This is a genomic window from Natroniella acetigena (genome assembly GCF_023227745.1).
GTDB lineage: Bacteria > Bacillota > Halanaerobiia > Halobacteroidales > Halobacteroidaceae > Natroniella > Natroniella acetigena.
The window spans coordinates 1-14,926 of the sequence record NZ_JALKBX010000033.1 but is presented as its reverse complement, the minus strand read 5'-3'; the positions used below and the strand labels follow the sequence as shown (position 1 = coordinate 14,926).

General features: G+C 34.6%; 30 protein-coding genes. 5 read left to right on the top strand and 25 right to left on the bottom strand.

Features of this window, described 5'->3' with window-relative positions:
* Positions 1 to 7: 7 nt before the first annotated feature.
* The 24 genes from MWH25_RS08205 to MWH25_RS08100 all read right to left on the bottom strand — a co-directional run bounded on the left by MWH25_RS08205 (position 8) and on the right by MWH25_RS08100 (position 12,137).
* Positions 8 to 901: a hypothetical protein gene (locus tag MWH25_RS08205; protein WP_248627170.1), complete on the bottom strand. Its 894-nt coding sequence runs from the start codon at positions 899 to 901 to the stop codon at positions 8 to 10.
* Between the two features lie 4 nt (positions 902 to 905).
* The gene (locus MWH25_RS08200) at positions 906 to 1,652 is read right to left on the bottom strand and encodes a phage portal protein family protein (RefSeq protein ID WP_428832806.1); all 747 of its coding nucleotides are present in this window, start codon (positions 1,650 to 1,652) and stop codon (positions 906 to 908) included.
* Between the two features lie 8 nt (positions 1,653 to 1,660).
* Positions 1,661 to 1,951, bottom strand: a complete 291-nt coding sequence (locus MWH25_RS08195) for a hypothetical protein (protein ID WP_248627168.1) — start codon at positions 1,949 to 1,951, stop codon at positions 1,661 to 1,663.
* Positions 1,945 to 3,348: a hypothetical protein gene (locus MWH25_RS08190; RefSeq protein ID WP_248627167.1), complete on the bottom strand. Its 1,404-nt coding sequence runs from the start codon at positions 3,346 to 3,348 to the stop codon at positions 1,945 to 1,947. Before MWH25_RS08190 ends, MWH25_RS08195 begins: the two co-directional genes overlap by 7 nt.
* The gene (locus MWH25_RS08185) at positions 3,335 to 4,024 is read right to left on the bottom strand and encodes a hypothetical protein (RefSeq protein WP_248627166.1); all 690 of its coding nucleotides are present in this window, start codon (positions 4,022 to 4,024) and stop codon (positions 3,335 to 3,337) included. Before MWH25_RS08185 ends, MWH25_RS08190 begins: the two co-directional genes overlap by 14 nt.
* Before the next feature lie 296 nt (positions 4,025 to 4,320).
* Entirely contained in the window at positions 4,321 to 4,635 is a 315-nt protein-coding gene (locus MWH25_RS08180) for a YbjQ family protein (RefSeq protein ID WP_248627165.1), read from the bottom strand.
* Between the two features lie 266 nt (positions 4,636 to 4,901).
* The gene (locus MWH25_RS13035; RefSeq protein WP_248627164.1) at positions 4,902 to 5,378 is read right to left on the bottom strand and encodes an RNA polymerase sigma factor; all 477 of its coding nucleotides are present in this window, start codon (positions 5,376 to 5,378) and stop codon (positions 4,902 to 4,904) included.
* 570 nt (positions 5,379 to 5,948) lie between these two features.
* The gene (locus MWH25_RS08170; RefSeq protein WP_248627163.1) at positions 5,949 to 6,590 is read right to left on the bottom strand and encodes a P-loop NTPase family protein; all 642 of its coding nucleotides are present in this window, start codon (positions 6,588 to 6,590) and stop codon (positions 5,949 to 5,951) included.
* Positions 6,481 to 7,179 carry a hypothetical protein gene (locus tag MWH25_RS08165; RefSeq protein ID WP_248627162.1) on the bottom strand — a complete coding sequence of 233 codons (699 nt, stop codon included), beginning with the start codon at positions 7,177 to 7,179 and terminating at the stop codon, positions 6,481 to 6,483. The genes MWH25_RS08170 and MWH25_RS08165 overlap by 110 nt, the downstream gene beginning before the upstream one ends.
* Before the next feature lie 101 nt (positions 7,180 to 7,280).
* Complete coding sequence (locus MWH25_RS12925; protein ID WP_282706924.1) at positions 7,281 to 7,409, bottom strand: hypothetical protein; 129 nt, start codon at positions 7,407 to 7,409, stop codon at positions 7,281 to 7,283.
* Between the two features lie 43 nt (positions 7,410 to 7,452).
* Positions 7,453 to 7,620 (bottom strand): hypothetical protein, encoded by a 168-nt coding sequence (locus MWH25_RS08160; RefSeq protein ID WP_248627161.1) that lies wholly within the window; start codon positions 7,618 to 7,620, stop codon positions 7,453 to 7,455.
* A 44-nt stretch (positions 7,621 to 7,664) separates the two neighbouring features.
* On the bottom strand, positions 7,665 to 8,018 hold the full coding sequence (locus MWH25_RS08155) for a hypothetical protein (RefSeq protein ID WP_248627160.1): 354 nt from the start codon (positions 8,016 to 8,018) through the stop codon (positions 7,665 to 7,667).
* 56 nt (positions 8,019 to 8,074) lie between these two features.
* Positions 8,075 to 8,383, bottom strand: a complete 309-nt coding sequence (locus MWH25_RS08150) for a hypothetical protein (RefSeq protein ID WP_248627159.1) — start codon at positions 8,381 to 8,383, stop codon at positions 8,075 to 8,077.
* Complete coding sequence (locus MWH25_RS08145; protein WP_248627158.1) at positions 8,384 to 8,560, bottom strand: hypothetical protein; 177 nt, start codon at positions 8,558 to 8,560, stop codon at positions 8,384 to 8,386.
* Positions 8,557 to 8,832: a hypothetical protein gene (locus MWH25_RS08140; protein WP_248627157.1), complete on the bottom strand. Its 276-nt coding sequence runs from the start codon at positions 8,830 to 8,832 to the stop codon at positions 8,557 to 8,559. Before MWH25_RS08140 ends, MWH25_RS08145 begins: the two co-directional genes overlap by 4 nt.
* Positions 8,822 to 9,229, bottom strand: coding sequence for a hypothetical protein (locus tag MWH25_RS08135; RefSeq protein WP_248627156.1), 408 nt, complete (start codon positions 9,227 to 9,229; stop codon positions 8,822 to 8,824). The genes MWH25_RS08140 and MWH25_RS08135 overlap by 11 nt, the downstream gene beginning before the upstream one ends.
* 97 nt (positions 9,230 to 9,326) lie before the next feature.
* Positions 9,327 to 9,878, bottom strand: coding sequence for a helix-turn-helix domain-containing protein (locus MWH25_RS08130; protein ID WP_248627155.1), 552 nt, complete (start codon positions 9,876 to 9,878; stop codon positions 9,327 to 9,329).
* A 93-nt stretch (positions 9,879 to 9,971) separates the two neighbouring features.
* Entirely contained in the window at positions 9,972 to 10,097 is a 126-nt protein-coding gene (locus tag MWH25_RS12920; protein WP_282706922.1) for a hypothetical protein, read from the bottom strand.
* Between the two features lie 191 nt (positions 10,098 to 10,288).
* Positions 10,289 to 10,681 carry a hypothetical protein gene (locus MWH25_RS08125; RefSeq protein ID WP_248627154.1) on the bottom strand — a complete coding sequence of 131 codons (393 nt, stop codon included), beginning with the start codon at positions 10,679 to 10,681 and terminating at the stop codon, positions 10,289 to 10,291.
* 27 nt (positions 10,682 to 10,708) lie between these two features.
* Complete coding sequence (locus MWH25_RS08120; protein ID WP_248627153.1) at positions 10,709 to 11,053, bottom strand: BRO-N domain-containing protein; 345 nt, start codon at positions 11,051 to 11,053, stop codon at positions 10,709 to 10,711.
* 3 nt (positions 11,054 to 11,056) lie between these two features.
* A complete protein-coding gene (locus tag MWH25_RS08115) occupies positions 11,057 to 11,416 on the bottom strand; it encodes a hypothetical protein (protein WP_248627152.1) in 360 nt (119 codons plus the stop codon).
* Positions 11,417 to 11,436: 20 nt separating this feature from the next.
* Positions 11,437 to 11,610, bottom strand: a complete 174-nt coding sequence (locus MWH25_RS08110; RefSeq protein ID WP_248627151.1) for a hypothetical protein — start codon at positions 11,608 to 11,610, stop codon at positions 11,437 to 11,439.
* Between the two features lie 100 nt (positions 11,611 to 11,710).
* Complete coding sequence (locus tag MWH25_RS08105; protein WP_248627150.1) at positions 11,711 to 11,884, bottom strand: hypothetical protein; 174 nt, start codon at positions 11,882 to 11,884, stop codon at positions 11,711 to 11,713.
* Positions 11,838 to 12,137: a helix-turn-helix transcriptional regulator gene (locus MWH25_RS08100; RefSeq protein ID WP_248627149.1), complete on the bottom strand. Its 300-nt coding sequence runs from the start codon at positions 12,135 to 12,137 to the stop codon at positions 11,838 to 11,840. Before MWH25_RS08100 ends, MWH25_RS08105 begins: the two co-directional genes overlap by 47 nt.
* Before the next feature lie 154 nt (positions 12,138 to 12,291).
* On the opposite strand from MWH25_RS08100, the gene MWH25_RS08095 reads away from it, so the two are divergent.
* The 5 genes from MWH25_RS08095 (at position 12,292) to MWH25_RS08075 (ending at position 14,275) form a co-directional block, all read left to right on the top strand.
* Complete coding sequence (locus MWH25_RS08095) at positions 12,292 to 12,714, top strand: helix-turn-helix domain-containing protein (protein ID WP_248627148.1); 423 nt, start codon at positions 12,292 to 12,294, stop codon at positions 12,712 to 12,714.
* The gene (locus tag MWH25_RS08090; protein ID WP_248627147.1) at positions 12,704 to 13,039 is read left to right on the top strand and encodes an ImmA/IrrE family metallo-endopeptidase; all 336 of its coding nucleotides are present in this window, start codon (positions 12,704 to 12,706) and stop codon (positions 13,037 to 13,039) included. The genes MWH25_RS08095 and MWH25_RS08090 overlap by 11 nt, the downstream gene beginning before the upstream one ends.
* 70 nt (positions 13,040 to 13,109) lie before the next feature.
* Positions 13,110 to 13,490 (top strand): hypothetical protein, encoded by a 381-nt coding sequence (locus MWH25_RS08085; protein WP_248627146.1) that lies wholly within the window; start codon positions 13,110 to 13,112, stop codon positions 13,488 to 13,490.
* Between the two features lie 117 nt (positions 13,491 to 13,607).
* Entirely contained in the window at positions 13,608 to 13,772 is a 165-nt protein-coding gene (locus tag MWH25_RS08080; protein WP_248627145.1) for a hypothetical protein, read from the top strand.
* A gap of 14 nt (positions 13,773 to 13,786) precedes the next feature.
* Positions 13,787 to 14,275 (top strand): hypothetical protein, encoded by a 489-nt coding sequence (locus MWH25_RS08075; protein ID WP_248627144.1) that lies wholly within the window; start codon positions 13,787 to 13,789, stop codon positions 14,273 to 14,275.
* A 159-nt stretch (positions 14,276 to 14,434) separates the two neighbouring features.
* Here the strand turns inward: MWH25_RS08075 and MWH25_RS08070 are convergent, their stop codons facing one another.
* Complete coding sequence (locus MWH25_RS08070; protein WP_248627143.1) at positions 14,435 to 14,659, bottom strand: hypothetical protein; 225 nt, start codon at positions 14,657 to 14,659, stop codon at positions 14,435 to 14,437.
* Between the last annotated feature and the right edge of the window lie 267 nt (positions 14,660 to 14,926).

The window sequence follows — 14,926 nt, the reverse complement described above, 5'->3', positions numbered from 1 at the left end:
AGTTTCCTTATCTTTGATTTTTGCTAGTGCCTTCCTCAAATGCACCATCATACTCTAAATTCTGACGTGTAACATAGAAATTGCCAAACTGCTGGAACTCTGGAACTGCTATCAAGTCAGCCAATATCAAAGCCGGGTTACCACGCCAATCTATCTCTACATCTCTTCTAGCATCCTTCGAACTTGCTAAAATAATATTAACTATCTTTTGGGCTAGCTCTTCGTCTTGAATTAAGTGATTATCTTCAAGCTCAAACTTAATCTTCTCGTTATCAATAATACTATTCTCATCTTTTGCTTTAACTCGTTCTCTACCTCTTACACTTAATGGTTTCCCTTCAATTATCAGCTCTAGCTCATCAGTTTCGGTTCCATTGTTCTCTAGAGTTATTTCTCCACCCCATGCAAAGTATTTTTCTTCGATAATTTCAGTTGTATCTGCACCAATCAAAATTGCTTGAAGATCAACGCTTGGTACATCTGAATCATCTAATCTAACTGCTATAGTTCTAGTTGTCTCTGATGCTATCGTTACCTCTCTATCATATAAATCTTCTGATTCATCAGCAGGTCGTAAAGGTGCAGTTTCAACTACAATATAATTGGCTATCTCATCTGAATTGGCGGGTTGGTTTTTAGTACGATAATTATCCTTGTCTATCACATAAGCTCCTTCAAAAATTGAAAGTAGCAAGGACTTAATATCTATCTGAGCTTGACCAGTAATATTATCGAATCTAGCACCTTTCCATTTTTCTGGGACAATATCAACATTAGCTTTTCCATCTAGTAATATGTTATATATCCTTAATCTAACATAATCAATATCAATCTGAACTTGGCCACTAATGCCAGCAGTTGCACTAGCTATATTAATTGCACTCGCATTTACATTCGACATTCCATTAATCAAAACGGTATATAACCTTTCCCTTATATAATTGATTGAGGCTCATTAAGTATAAACTAGATTGATCTTCTGAAACTGCCCTTGAACCAGTTTCTGTGCTTCCGAGGTTAAGAAATTGGGCCAATATTGAACGACTCATTAACACATCATGGTGTTTGATGTAAGGCATTAGATCCATCATATTCCTCTTGCCTTCGAATATATCTAATATAAATCCATGAGGAATTGTTGCTCCTCCCTTTTCTGACGACCTTAAATTCTCAACTGCCTGCCGGGCCAACTTCTTATCTTCTTCAGAATAATTTTTAGGCAACTCCATTACAGGAGTACCAACTAAGTTTCTTTCAATGCCAATGTTCATCAACTTATAAATGAAATCTTTGATACTCCAATGCTTATAAGCTGACCTCAGTACTGATTGACCCCTTAAGTCCCCACCTTCCATTCTGTTACTGAATATCAACAACTTTTCAATTGGTATATCTACAAAGTCAAATGAATGACCACCAACCCTAAGCTGTTTAATTCCATTTGGCCCGCCATGTTCATCATAATAAAAATCATGAATTGTTCTTTGAGGTCTTTCAGCAAACTTCCTCCACTGTATCTGTCCATCTTTCTCCTCATAGACTACTTCAAATACTGAATGACCGTAAGGTAGCATTGTAAGGGCCAATCTTAAAAAGTCATCCCAGTGTTGAGTCATGCCATTTGGTGGACCTTCGAATAAGTTATTTTCAATCTCTTTTGCTATCTCTTTATCCTTGCTTTTGCTATCTCTTTATCCTTGGCTGAATCGCTATAAGGCTCAACAAACCATTTGGTAGACCTGATCGGCAACTCCATCACTAAAAGCATGGCCTGTACTTGGCCATCAGATCGCTTCATCTTGTTGTAAACATCTATATTTTGAGGCCATCTTTTAGGTAGATACTCTTCATCTCCTAAGGCATGAAACCTTGCAGAATGACTTTGCCCTATTGATCCAAGTTCTTTCATTACATCTTCTTTATTGTCACTTTCATTTCTATCTTCTACCATACAGACGCCTCCTTCGCATAACTGGTTCCAAATGTTTCTAAGTCCTCTGGATTGCTTCTTCCTTCTCCATCATAATAAGCCAACACACATGCGTCAGCCCTATCAGGGCTATCAAGCCCCCTAGCCTTCATCTTCTTCTTACTTTCTAATTTCAATCTTCCTGATCCGTCAAACTCATACTTTCGATTAGTTAATTGCTCTTTTACTTTCTCATCATGACTAAGATCTATGCCTTCTTTAAGTTTGTCTCTAAAGTTTCTCCACATTACAGCGGTCATATCTTTATTATGCTTTTTAAGTTCTTCATCTGGTGGAGAATCTCCAAATCCAATTTCATTTACTATTACATCTAAATCTAACTCTCTTACTTTCTCTATCAACTGATCAATTACTCCAGCTCCCATATTACCGACATCTATATTCACTTTTTCATATCCAACTTCCCTGATTCTTTCGATTATTCTGCCAGTTACATTAGTAGTTCTTTTTTTAGTGAATGTTAATCTTTCAATATCTTTTCTGCCTTGTCGACCATGGAAAACTATTTCGTCATCACCAAATCTAGCAACATCAACTCCTAATACTTTCGGGCCAATTGCTTCTAAAAGCTCAAACTCAAAAGCTTGCTCAACTAACTCTATACTAATGTAACTATCTGATTCTGATTTTGGAAACTTACCATCTACTCTAACTCTTACTACATCACTATCTTTACCCCATTCATCTTCCATGTCTTTGATATACTCTTCAGATACCAAAGGAGAGTTGCGGCAAGATAGTGTATGGTTGGCCCATTTATCAACATTTTTGGTATGACTATCATAAAAATAACCCGACCTTTTAGTCGGGTTTCCAATCATAAATACTTTGGCTCCTTCAGTTGTAATAGCACCTTGAATTACTTGAGCAAACTCTTTTCCTAGCCCACTAGCCTCATCTACAATATATAATAGATACTTGGCATGGTACCCTGCTAAATTGTCAGGGTCACTTGCAGTTTCAATCTTAGCAAACCAATCTTCTGGATAACCTTTAATGTGGATTCTAGTCTTATTATGGATAATATAATCGTCCCAAGGACTACCACGAACCCACTTCTTAACTTCGGGCCAAAGTCTTTCTTTAATCTGATCTTCTTTATTTGAAGTACATGGGATTCTTGCAAATGGATGAGTTACTATAAACCAAATTAGAAACCAAGCTGCTAAAGCAGTCTTCCCTACACCATGGCCAGCTTTAACAGTTATCTTTCTTTCTTTTTGCATATCTTCCATTACTTTTTCTTGTTGCTTAGTGGGGTTGGCCCCTAGTTGCTCTTTAACAAACTTGATGAAACCTCTAGGCTCCCTGTACTCTTTCATCTTTGAAATTAATCCCTGGAATTTATCCTTCGCCATCCTTATCGCCTTCTATCTCTTCATCTGCCTGTAATATTGCATCGATTGGGTTCAAATTATGATTGTGATCATTTTCTGTTCTTTCTGTTGGCCCTCCTGTTACTAACTCATGCTTGTCTACTAAAGTTCCTATAAAGATAGATAAATCTCTTAAAGAGTAATCAGATAAAGCAGCTAATGGCTTGATCAGTTGTTTAGCCTCCTTAAATTTAAGTTCTCCTTCACCTACTAAAGCTAATATCTTATCTATTGTATCTTTTATATCTTGGCCCTGTTCTAAAGCAGTATCTAACTTCATGTTACCTATTTGTAGAGCTTTCATTACTTCTTCCCATGCCCTATCTGCAAACTCTTTCTTTTTTTCATCTCGATACTTCTCGATATCATCTTTATATTCTTCTTTAATTCGCTTAACAGTCTCCCAGGAGACATTATTCCTTTTAGCAATATAATTAATGCTAGTATAAACTTGAAGATCTACTTTAATCTGCTCTATCTTTTCTTGGGCCAATTTATGACCAACACCCTGCTTGTTATTATTTTGGCCCTCAGGAGGATGCTGCCAGCAATGCCATGGGCCAACAAAATCAACTGGAACCTCTTTTTCTCTAGTACATCTAGAGCCATCATTCTTTTCACCTGTACATCGTATAACTTTAGTTTCCTTTTGAGTCACTGACAGCACCTCCTTAATTTTAATTTATAAATAAAAAAAGTAGCCATTAAGCTACTTTGTAAAATCACCCGATAACTATCCGGGCCAATTATTAAATTAAACGGATCATACATGCAATATTTATCAGCAAATTCCCCTAGGGATAAAAGTTCCCACGCCTTGCTTACTTATTGACTATCCAAATAGATAGCTTTCGGGGAATTTGATATTTATTACTACTTATTATTCATTATACCATCTAGAAATATACGATTAATATTTCAAAAAAGAAAACACCCTCTCAGGTGCTTACTTAATCATTTAAATTTTACAGCAGTTCCATAAGCTAAAATCTCTGCAGCTCCTTGCATAACCTGTGAAGTAGAAAAACGTACATTTACAACCCCATCAGCCCCTAATCTTTCAGCTTCTTCTATCATTCTTTGATAGGCTTCTTCCCTAGCTTCAGAAATCATTTTAGTATATCCTTTAACTTCTCCACCAACTAAATTTTTTAATGAAGCTCCAATATCTCTTCCAATATGCTTAGCTTTAATAGTATTTCCTTTTACTAAGCCTAAATTTTCTTTAATCGTTTCACCAGCGATTTCTTCTGTATTTGTAACTTTCATAATAATTCCCTCCAATAAGAGTTTTTTATAGTATATTCTATTTAACTAGAAAAAACTCTTGATTTTAGATTCTATCACAAAATATCTATTCTATTCCTCTTTATGTAAATTATCTAACTTAACTATCAGCTTTATCAAACTTGCTATATGATACTTTTAATATATATAATCACCAATTAAGAGGGATTTGAATCACCCTGACATATTATTATCTTATTACTTATCTTCGTACAATATTCTTCTCATTATATATAATAACACACTTTTTAAGCTTTAACTGCTAAAATAGTGATAAATTCCTGATAAATTTCTGATAATCCTACCTTTTCAAGCTTATCCAAAGCAGCTCTCTTTTTATTTTGCACGGTTGGAATCGATACTTCTAATCTTTCAGCTGAATCTGAATCCTCCAGTCCATCAAAATATTTATACTCTATCACAGCATGCTCTTCCGGGCCAAGGCACTCTAAACATTCTTCTATCGTCTCAACATTTTCTAAAATCATCTCTCCTCTTTCCTTAAGCTCCTCTTTTTTATCAATATAATTTTCAGTATCAGAAGCAGTTTCATTAGTCTTTGCTGAAGGTTCATTATATCTAATTGCTTTCAAGCTATAACTCATATTTAAAGAAGTAGTAATCAAAACCTTTGCCTTAGCTTTAGCTGGTCTGTAATTATATAATATTTCTTCTATCTGCTCTTTACTTTCCTTTTCAGCCTGTTCAATTTCCTTACACCCCACCTTTACCCGCCCCTCTCTTTTATGTTATAATGGTTTTATCAGATTAAATATTTCTTGGAGCGGGCCAACGTGTCGGTTCTTTTTTTATTTATTCTTAACATATTTTTCTTTCAAGCATAGTATGTGGTAAAGATACTGAAATTTAAGGAGGTTAAACATATGGGAGCACCTATTAAAGGTCCGACTGGAGGAGACGATGCATATATTTTATTTTTAATCTTAATCCTATTAGTCTTGGGTTTTTATAGTTACAGTAGCTTTAGTGCATAAATAATAAAAACCATTTAAACATCCTCACTTTTTATAAACGAGCTAGTTAGCTCGTTTATTTTTTTATTCCATTAACACATTCTTGAATTATACATACTATGTGGAAAAGGATTAATTTATTGTCGGAAGGGGGATATATAATGGGTGCTCCATTTGTAGGTCATCAATCTATTCTATTTATTGTTTTAATCTTATTCTTTTTAGGTATATTCTAACCAATTTATATAGGTCACTGAAATCAATTTCGGTGACCTATTATTAATTACTAACCACTTGAGAGTAATCCCCTTCCTCTCTTATTTATTTTATCCCTCTGTTATTTCTCGTTTCCCAGTAAGACATTTGATGTTTATCAAAAAAGTTCTCCTGGGCCAACCTTAGAAGCTCCTCTTCCGTAGCCCTTTGCATCTTTTGAATCACTTCTAAAGCAGAATAATCTGAACTTCGATTAGAATAACTATTTCTAATCTTTTTGATTTCACTTCTCCAGTTGACATAGAACAAAAACACTTCCCCATTTGGCAATTTAGATGGCATAAATCGATCAATCTTATCATCCAACTCCTTAGCTTGTTGATAAGCAATCACTTTAGCAGCAGAGACAGCTAAATGACTTTTCCCATTGCCAACATTACCTCCTAAGCACAAAAATATATTATCTGGATTATGATATGATTGAGCAAATTTCCTGACTGCAGCTACTTTGTCCTCAAACCCCTTTTTAACAGAGCAGTCATAGCTATCAAATGACTCCCGTCTCAACTTGCCTGAAATATCAGCAATCCCAAGTATCTTCTCATAAAATTCATTTATCCTGCGAGGATCTGACTTCTCAAATTCTGTTTGCTTTGTATTTTGGTTTTTTTCTTTGAGTTCTGCTACTCTTTGATTTATCAGTTGTTGAAATTGATTCGGACTGATCTCCTTTGCATTTGCTCTCATTGCCATCACTCCTCTCTGTTTTTTCGAGCTCACTAATGGAATTAATGCCCCTGCTAAGCCAACGATTCAGTATTCCTTTTCCTTGTGCTGGGTCACGACCAACACAGTAATAAAATGGGTTATCTTCATACTTGGCCCGCTTCATTGCTTCAATTACCAGTTCAGGACTAGACTTATTAGTATATTTAATTAGGGTGATTAGTATATTAGGATTGAAATTATTCATCTTCCAAATATCATTAATCGCTTCTCTAATTGGAGAAGGTTCTGTTTGCCTGTCTGTCTGTTGGGCTTCAATCTCTTCTAAAACTTCTTGTTCCTCTTCAACAGTTAAATTATCATTACTACTTACATACTTACTTTTATTATCTGTAGTAATCTCTGTGTAATCTCTGATATTGGTTTGTTCATTTTGAACAGTCGTCTGTTCATCTTGAGCAGACTGCTCTTCCTCCTTGATTTTATTCTCAATTTTCCTTAAAACTTCAAAGTTGATTGTGTACCATTTAGTCTTATCAAAACCAGCTTTATTAAAATTATCAGTTATAACTAAGTCCTCTTGCTCTAAACTTTTGATCGTTCTTCTCAATGTTGACTTACTCCAAAAAGGAAAGTTGTTCTCCAGCCACTCTCCGTAAGTATTATAAACCCAGTATTTACCCTCAATATAATTTTTATCTGCCTTGTAATTTATTCTAAGCCAATAATAAAGTTGTTGTAAAAATATTGCCTCATCATTCCAACTTCTTCTGCCAGTTGCTTATCAAACATAATCAAACTACCCTCATTTATCAAATGATTACTTTCCATATTTTGCATCTAATCACTCCTTACTGGAAGATTCTCTATTTAATCTATAGCATCAAAATAAACTTACTAATCCCCTCAATCCACTTACAATCTTATCGAAATAACTCTGAACATAACTACACTCTAAATCATCTGGTTCCTGGCCAACACAAAACTTACCACGCTCAGGGCAAAACTTTTGATTCAGTACTCCGTCGTACCATCTTCTTACACTCTTCACATCTCTCCCAAGCCATCCAGGACACCTCCTTATTCGGGCCAACCTTAAGCCGTTGGCCCTACTGATAATCTAGGCCTCTCTACAACTTCTAATTTAAAGTTATCATCCTTCACAACCTTACTCTTATCCTCAAGCCAACTGATGAACTTATCTGCTTGACTATAGCTACATTTATCACTACTTAGACTTTGCAACTTCTCTCCAGTAGCTTCAGAAAAGTCCTTCATCATCTGCTTTCTAACCTTTTCTTTACTTGGACTAACACCTTTCTTGGTCGGTCTGACAATTTTAAAGTAATCTAGTTTCGATGGATAACCCTTCTTATTCTTCTCACCAGTCTTGATCTTTCCTATCTCTATCTCAGACACGCCATCTAGACCTTCAATTCCATTAATCATCAACTCACCACCTTTTTAAGTCGGGCCAACATTTCTAAGTGTTAGCCCGATATGCTTTACAATCCTGCTGCTCTAATCTCACTCAACCTATCATCTATAACAAAACTCAAACCAATATCCAACTGATCATCAAGTGATATCAAATCAGCTAACACAAATTCCTCTCTGATTATCCTTCGAGCCTTATTCAACCTATGATAATCCCTTTTTCTCATAGGGACATCCCTTTTAAACACAAGCACTCCATTATTCATAATTGAACCCTTACCTTGCCAGCGACCCATCTTCCAAACAAGCTGGCTTTCTATCCCGTTTAATATCCTACAAACCTTAGTTACTGCTTTCCGATTTCTGTTGACTGGCATCTATACCACCTCAGGAAGATCTTTTTCATCAACCTGGTAAGTCAATATTTCTTCCTCTATTCCGAACTTAATTAAATAATAAGGCTCTATCTTTTCTATCGTCGAGATTTCCAATAACCGATCAGAAAGCTCAGAATCTATTCTCTCAACTATCCTTCTAGCCTGGTATAGATTCAAATCTTCTCTTTCCCATTAGCTTCTACATATCTAACCTTAGGGGCTTCACGGCTTGTCTTGAAACTATAACCATCTTCATCATCTGCTGGAACAACAGCCAACTTAGTAACCAATGTTGGTGGTTTATAATACTTCATACTCTTTTTTACATCATAGATACAGAATGAATCATCACTTACTCTAATTACTCTAAAATTTCTTAAACTAAATTTTGAATAACCTGTATAGACTCCAGCTGCAACCTTTTCTACATAAAACTTATTAGCAGGCATCCCTAGCACCCCTTTCTTGCTTAACAACTTTATCCTTAACTTCCCACTTGCTACGATAGCCTCCAATATCAACCGAAAGAAAATACTTTCTAGTACCATTCTCAACTTCAATAAAACTTCTGCACCTATCTGCCAATACTAAAGCTACCAAACCCTGCATTGCATCTTTTCGATCATCCGTAACATACAAATCATACTTGAGGTGCTGAACTATCTTATACTTATCCAATTCACGTAATCTATTAACTATCTCATGCTTAGTAATCCTACTTTGATGGATTACAGTCTCTTCTTGTCCGATATTTATATGATCATAGTTGACTAACTTACCAACCTTACTTTCAACTGCTTCTCGCATATCATGTAATCTAATTTCAGTTGCTTCCAGATGAGTCATTAACCTCTCCTCTTTCTTTTTAGCTCCCGGACCTGAGCTTGACTTGTAAGTTGGCCCGGGATTTGATATAATAACCGTAATGAAATTTACTAAATTCTCACCCGTGGCAGCGGGTGTTTTTTATTTGTCTAATGTCACATAACGAAGATAAATAACCTTTAGCATAATACTTTTGCAGATTCTTCTCATTTCGCTTACTTATATCAGCTCCAAACTCATGACAAACCAGATCTGCCATATCACAGGCATGATTAACATCATCGATCTGCTCTAACATGTATTCAATTTTCTCTATCTCTTGTTCCTCCAAGCACTCAATTGACTCTACATTGTGAGCAAAATCCAACACATCATTAATCGCTTGTGCAGCTTCCAATAACTCCTGCCTAGTCTTAGAAAGAGATACATAGAAATCTAAATTAACCTGATCAAAAATTATCGTTTCAGTGGTTGTCCCATCAGCAATCATCTTCAACTTCAAACTACCTAGTGCTCCAGCAATTATTCTAAGCATATCTTTAGACATCTCTGCTCCTGATTCATACTTACTGATTGTACTTCTATCAACACCAACCTTTTTAGCTAACTTTTCTTGGGTCATCTTCCCCCTCGCTTCTTTAATTAAATTACCGATATATCTACTATTCACACTCAACCCCTCCTCTTTGCCAAATCTTCACAAAAAACTCTAGATTTGTGCTAATAATATCCAGTATAATATAAGTAAGTTAAACAAGTTAAACTACTTAGCCAAATAATCTTTAAGCCTAGCCATAATCTTTTTATAACCTTCAGTATCATCTTTACCTTCCTTTTTTAGCCTTCTAGCTACCTTGAAGGCTTGAGCTGGATCGAACTTCCTCGGCAAATATCTCACCTCCTTAGATTAATGCTTCTGCCAGTTACCTTCCTTTAATCCAGGAGCATTAATTATCACTTCTCTCCAGGTATTCTTGAAAATCTCCATCCTTGTCTCCAGTATGATGTTCATTCAAATAGGCCAACAACATCTCTGAATTCAAATCAATCCCCCCCTCCCAATAACTCAGGGTTGTTATACTAAGCTGAATGTTTAATAGCCAACTGCTTAACAATGGAAGTATAAATCTCTTTGAGTCTAGCATCTCTTTCAATAACATCTAATTTACGAGTGTTATTAGTTTCAGTCTTAGTAGCTCCATTATTTCTTTTTCTTTCCTTGAGGTTGTCCAATCTCACTCCTAAACGACATCTGGCTCTATCTTCTAAAATCTCATAACTTTCTGTTCTGATCTCTTTATACTTACCAGTTTTGAAGCCAATAGTGTTAAGTTTCTCGTTAACCCCGTTACGCCAATCATCATCTGTTTCTATAATAGTCTCTCTAATTTTTTCTACTCCATCATTAGCCTGTTGTGCTTGCTCGACAGCTTCATTTGCTATCTGCCTTGTCCTCTCCATTTCATCAACCATATTTCTTAATAAGTCAAATTGGTTAGATTACTCAATTGAGTAGTTGCCAGTTTTTCGTATTGATGGAATGACTTCATGAGTAATCCAACGCTTAAACTTCTTAGCCTCTGGCTTCCTGCTACCCAACACAAGATTGTATAAACCATGCTCATTAACAAAATTCGTTTTTCCCTGACGCCCTAAGTTGAACTTAGCCCGTTCATCATCATCTAATCTATTAACTGCTACACTAGGATTAGATAACCCAAGTGCATCGCAGACATCTTTAGCAACAAACCAAACTACATCTTCATTATCGCTACTATTACTGCTGCACATAGTCCTAACTTGTCCAAAATCTTCACTCTCGAAATTCTGCAAGTTTTCCATCATTAATTATCGCTCCTCTCTAATTTTCTTAACCACCGGCTCAGCAAGCTTATAGACCTTACGGTACACATCTTCTAGATGCTGACCATGTTCCATCACATCCACCATCCAGTTCTCATGATCGTCAACATGACCTATGACTTCCCTCAATGCAAGTAGCTGCTCATCAGTTAACTTTAATTTGTGAGCTTCAGGCATTTCATCGCCTTCGCTAGCTTTACAATAAATCTGAATTAAGTCACAACTATCCGCTTTTTCTTTGCTAAGTTCATAAAATTCTTGAGCATCTTCTTTCAGCTCAAACCCATGCACATCATCATTAACTATCACTATCCAATTCAACTCCTGGTCATGATCATAGAACACCTCAATCACCTCCCTTCAACTCAATCAAGATTAAATTCAACTTCGAGACCCTCACTTTCTGCCCTCGCTTCAATCAATCTTTTCCAAAAAAGTTTAAAACCAGCCTCTAAATCTGTCCCCTTCATATTCTCTATAAACTCCTCAGTTTCCATAGGCTCTTTATCCTTCGGCGTATGCAAAACTTTATATTTCAATTTATCAACCCCCTTTGGTACAGGGTATTAGACTTTCAGATTGTCCTATTACAACTAACTTAGAGGTATTTTCTTCCTTCTATAGCCCTCTCCAATTCGATTACTCTTCAGCTTTCTTTGTCATAAGAGTGTAGCTAATATCATCTATCGCATTATTAACAACCTCTAAAGTTTCAACTTCTAGCTCAGTTAACTCATTATTCTCTGCCTTGCTCAAAAGTCTATCATTAACTCGATCCAATCTTTCTAGCTGCTTTACTAGTAATTCTTTCATCGTTGGCCCTCCTTTCAACTGGCTTTTTGATTTTCTTTATTACTCGTTTTGTGTCTTGATTGAGCAAAAAAAGTTTTTCTATACTTTCGCCAAACAAATCTGATATATCTCTAGCTAATTTTAATGTCGGGCTCCTCTCACCTCTTTCTATTGCAGAATAAAAGGAGGGAGATATTCCTAACATTTCAGCTATATCCTTCTGATACATACCACTCGATTCTCTAGCTTCAATCAAACCAGCTCTTTTTTTCATCTTTCCCCTCCTTATGTTTCGTATTGTGTAATTTAATTATAATACACATATCGAGTATTGTCAAGCAACTTTGAATATTAATCCACATTTTGAGTAATTGTATTTATTAACTACTCATTTTGTAGTAATATTATAATTAAAAGAGGTGTAAATCATGGCAGACTTTAAGGATAGATTAAAAAAATTAAGGAAAGAAAATAAATTATACCAAAAAGATTTAGCTAATAGATTAAATGTTGGGAGAACAACAATAGCTAACTATGAACAAGGTTCTAGATTTCCTGACAAAAATATGTTGAATAATTTAGCAGATTTCTTTAATGTAAGCGTTGATTATCTTTTAGGAAGAACTGATCAACGTCAACCTATTGGACAAACTACTGAAGCAGAAGAAAAAATCAAACAAGCCCTAACTGATGATCCAGAGTTACTCGAATTCTTCGATGAAATGACCCAAAGGGATGATCTACAGATGTTTTTTAAACAATGTCGTGAACTTAGCCCCAGCACTATTAAAAGACTAATCAAAATTTCAAAGATATTTGAAGAAGAGGAACGAGAACGACATGGAGGATAAGTTTATATATGGAGAAAAATTAGAATCAAACTTTAAAGAACTATTGCTATGGGCCAAAGGGCACGATATATATCCTCGCGTGACTAAACTTGGCCCGGAACTCTGGGGTTATGTCTTCAAATCAAGCTATGACTCATATCTGATAGCAATCAATAAAAATCTCACTCTTGAAACACAAAGAAGAGTTTTGATTCATGAGGTTTATCATATTTTAAAACACTCTCCTACTTATACATATATGATTGGAATGGACATGCAGCACTCCCCTATCGAGGAGGAAGCTGACCTTTTAGCATTACAAACATTAGCTACTATTCAAAAGTAGCTTTTTTCTTATAATTACATCAGAAATTTTTGGTTTTTTTGTCGAATAATGAAATAGAAAGTGGATTTATATGCCAATATTAAAGAAGAAAATAAAAGAATTAGAAAATAGAACTGACTGGCTTTTTATTTTAAGTTTTACTTCTGCTTTTTTTGTAACAATTTTCCTGAATCGTCTATATAACTTTGGTGATAATACAATCAAAATAGTATTGATCAATATATTAGTCTTTTTTATTGCTTCTTTTTTTATTGGAGTACTTCTAGTGATGATAGCTTTTTTTATTTTTGAAGCAATAAAAATTTATGAAACAGAAGGTTGTGAAGCTGCTTTGGTTTTTTGCATCTTCTTTGGAGGAATATTTTTAGGAAACTTATATAACCTTCTAACAACTCTTTTAATTTGGGTAATAGGGATTATAGGATTTTATTTGATAAGTAAAAAGAGTTAAAATAAATGCTTATAGATATAATAAAGAGGTGCTTAAAATAACGGAAAATTAGTTAGAGTTAACCCAAGCAATGATTCAACTACTACCCTGCTCGATGGCGAATACGATATTTATAAAATGAATGTTTCCTCAGATGATAAAATAACATTTAATGCATTAAGAATGGAAGATGGAGCAACCGTTATTGGAGAGGTGACTCCAGAGATAGCTCCTTCAGAAAAGGTTAATATCATCAGTGATACCTTGGAACAAGAAGTAGTATCTCTTGAAAGAATAAACTAAAGGAGGACCAACATATGAAAGAACTTATTAAAGCAACCTTAAAACTTATGGCGATATTTTTCCTGATAAATTTCATAAATAATTTTTTTCCTTCTATAATTTTAACTTTATCACATATTATAAGTTCAGCTAATACCATACAACCTAACGAGTTTATTTCCCTCTTATTTTATTTTCTATTTAATTTAACAGGAATAGTGCTCTTATGGAAATTTTCAGACAAAATTAGCAATTACATAATTGATAACGAAGTCAAGTTAAAAAAAGACCTTATTTTAACTGAAGAAAAAATCTTCCTAATCGCTTTTCCGATAATTGGAGTAATATTATTAGTTACAAATCTTCCTGAATTAATCAGTCAACTGATAGAATTTCTTTTTACTTCTAACCTTTATGGAACTCAAGAATTAAGTACAGTAATTCTTCCTGCATTGAAAACTGGAATAGCACTTTGGTTAATCTTAAATAGTGAGAATTTAGTAAAATTAATCAATAAAGATTAATATCATCAGTAAAAGAATCGTACACCTTAAGGTAATAAACTAAATCAAGGAGGGCCAACGTTCAACAGCCCTCCCCTTTTTTTCTTAACAACTAAAAAATTTATAGTTATAAAACAAAAAAGACCAGTTAAAACTAGTCTTTAAATTAACTCCAACTATTTAATTTAACAGAAAAAGCACAACAACAAAAGTGATAATAAATACATTTAAATAATCTCCGCTCTTTTCCGTCCCTTTATTTAAAAAAGAAATTAACGGACGATAACCAAAACCAACTGCCATTATGATCACAAAAGTAGGTACAGGTAAATTCAAGAAAGGTGCTATCAAAAACAACAAAATCAAAAACATTACATGAGCTACTGCAGTTAAATATACATTCAATTCCCTCACCTCTTTAGATCTAATTATATCAAAATCACCCTTTTCTTTAAAGAAGATTGCTAAAAACAAGGAGGATAAGTTATTTATCCAACCTAATAATATAAGTCTAGGAAGTTTTAGCCTAAAAATCAAGAGTTAAAATTAAATATCTTAATTATATTATACTTAAATATCTTAATTATATTATACGAGGAGCATTCCTGTAATAAATAAATATCAAGATAGACAAAAAGAGCACCTCCCTGATATAATACGGGGTATCTAATG

What these genes read in the sequence shown, in the direction of transcription:
- MWH25_RS08205 (WP_248627170.1), bottom strand. Translation starts at nt 901, where the DNA reads ATGTCGAATGTAAATGCGAGTGCAATTAATATAGCTAGTGCAACTGCT.
- MWH25_RS08195 (WP_248627168.1), bottom strand. Translation starts at nt 1,951, where the DNA reads ATGGTAGAAGATAGAAATGAAAGTGACAATAAAGAAGATGTAATGAAA.
- MWH25_RS08190 (WP_248627167.1), bottom strand. Translation starts at nt 3,348, where the DNA reads ATGGCGAAGGATAAATTCCAGGGATTAATTTCAAAGATGAAAGAGTAC.
- MWH25_RS08180 (WP_248627165.1), bottom strand. Translation starts at nt 4,635, where the DNA reads ATGAAAGTTACAAATACAGAAGAAATCGCTGGTGAAACGATTAAAGAA.
- MWH25_RS08170 (WP_248627163.1), bottom strand. Translation starts at nt 6,590, where the DNA reads ATGAGAGCAAATGCAAAGGAGATCAGTCCGAATCAATTTCAACAACTG.
- MWH25_RS12925 (WP_282706924.1), bottom strand. Translation starts at nt 7,409, where the DNA reads ATGCAAAATATGGAAAGTAATCATTTGATAAATGAGGGTAGTTTGATT.
- MWH25_RS08155 (WP_248627160.1), bottom strand. Translation starts at nt 8,018, where the DNA reads ATGATTAATGGAATTGAAGGTCTAGATGGCGTGTCTGAGATAGAGATA.
- MWH25_RS08150 (WP_248627159.1), bottom strand. Translation starts at nt 8,383, where the DNA reads ATGCCAGTCAACAGAAATCGGAAAGCAGTAACTAAGGTTTGTAGGATA.
- MWH25_RS08140 (WP_248627157.1), bottom strand. Translation starts at nt 8,832, where the DNA reads ATGCCTGCTAATAAGTTTTATGTAGAAAAGGTTGCAGCTGGAGTCTAT.
- MWH25_RS08135 (WP_248627156.1), bottom strand. Translation starts at nt 9,229, where the DNA reads ATGACTCATCTGGAAGCAACTGAAATTAGATTACATGATATGCGAGAA.
- MWH25_RS08125 (WP_248627154.1), bottom strand. Translation starts at nt 10,681, where the DNA reads ATGGTTGATGAAATGGAGAGGACAAGGCAGATAGCAAATGAAGCTGTC.
- MWH25_RS08120 (WP_248627153.1), bottom strand. Translation starts at nt 11,053, where the DNA reads ATGATGGAAAACTTGCAGAATTTCGAGAGTGAAGATTTTGGACAAGTT.
- MWH25_RS08105 (WP_248627150.1), bottom strand. Translation starts at nt 11,884, where the DNA reads ATGAAAGAATTACTAGTAAAGCAGCTAGAAAGATTGGATCGAGTTAAT.
- MWH25_RS08100 (WP_248627149.1), bottom strand. Translation starts at nt 12,137, where the DNA reads ATGAAAAAAAGAGCTGGTTTGATTGAAGCTAGAGAATCGAGTGGTATG.
- MWH25_RS08095 (WP_248627148.1), top strand. Translation starts at nt 12,292, where the DNA reads ATGGCAGACTTTAAGGATAGATTAAAAAAATTAAGGAAAGAAAATAAA.
- MWH25_RS08090 (WP_248627147.1), top strand. Translation starts at nt 12,704, where the DNA reads ATGGAGGATAAGTTTATATATGGAGAAAAATTAGAATCAAACTTTAAA.
- MWH25_RS08085 (WP_248627146.1), top strand. Translation starts at nt 13,110, where the DNA reads ATGCCAATATTAAAGAAGAAAATAAAAGAATTAGAAAATAGAACTGAC.
- MWH25_RS08080 (WP_248627145.1), top strand. Translation starts at nt 13,608, where the DNA reads ATGAATGTTTCCTCAGATGATAAAATAACATTTAATGCATTAAGAATG.
- MWH25_RS08075 (WP_248627144.1), top strand. Translation starts at nt 13,787, where the DNA reads ATGAAAGAACTTATTAAAGCAACCTTAAAACTTATGGCGATATTTTTC.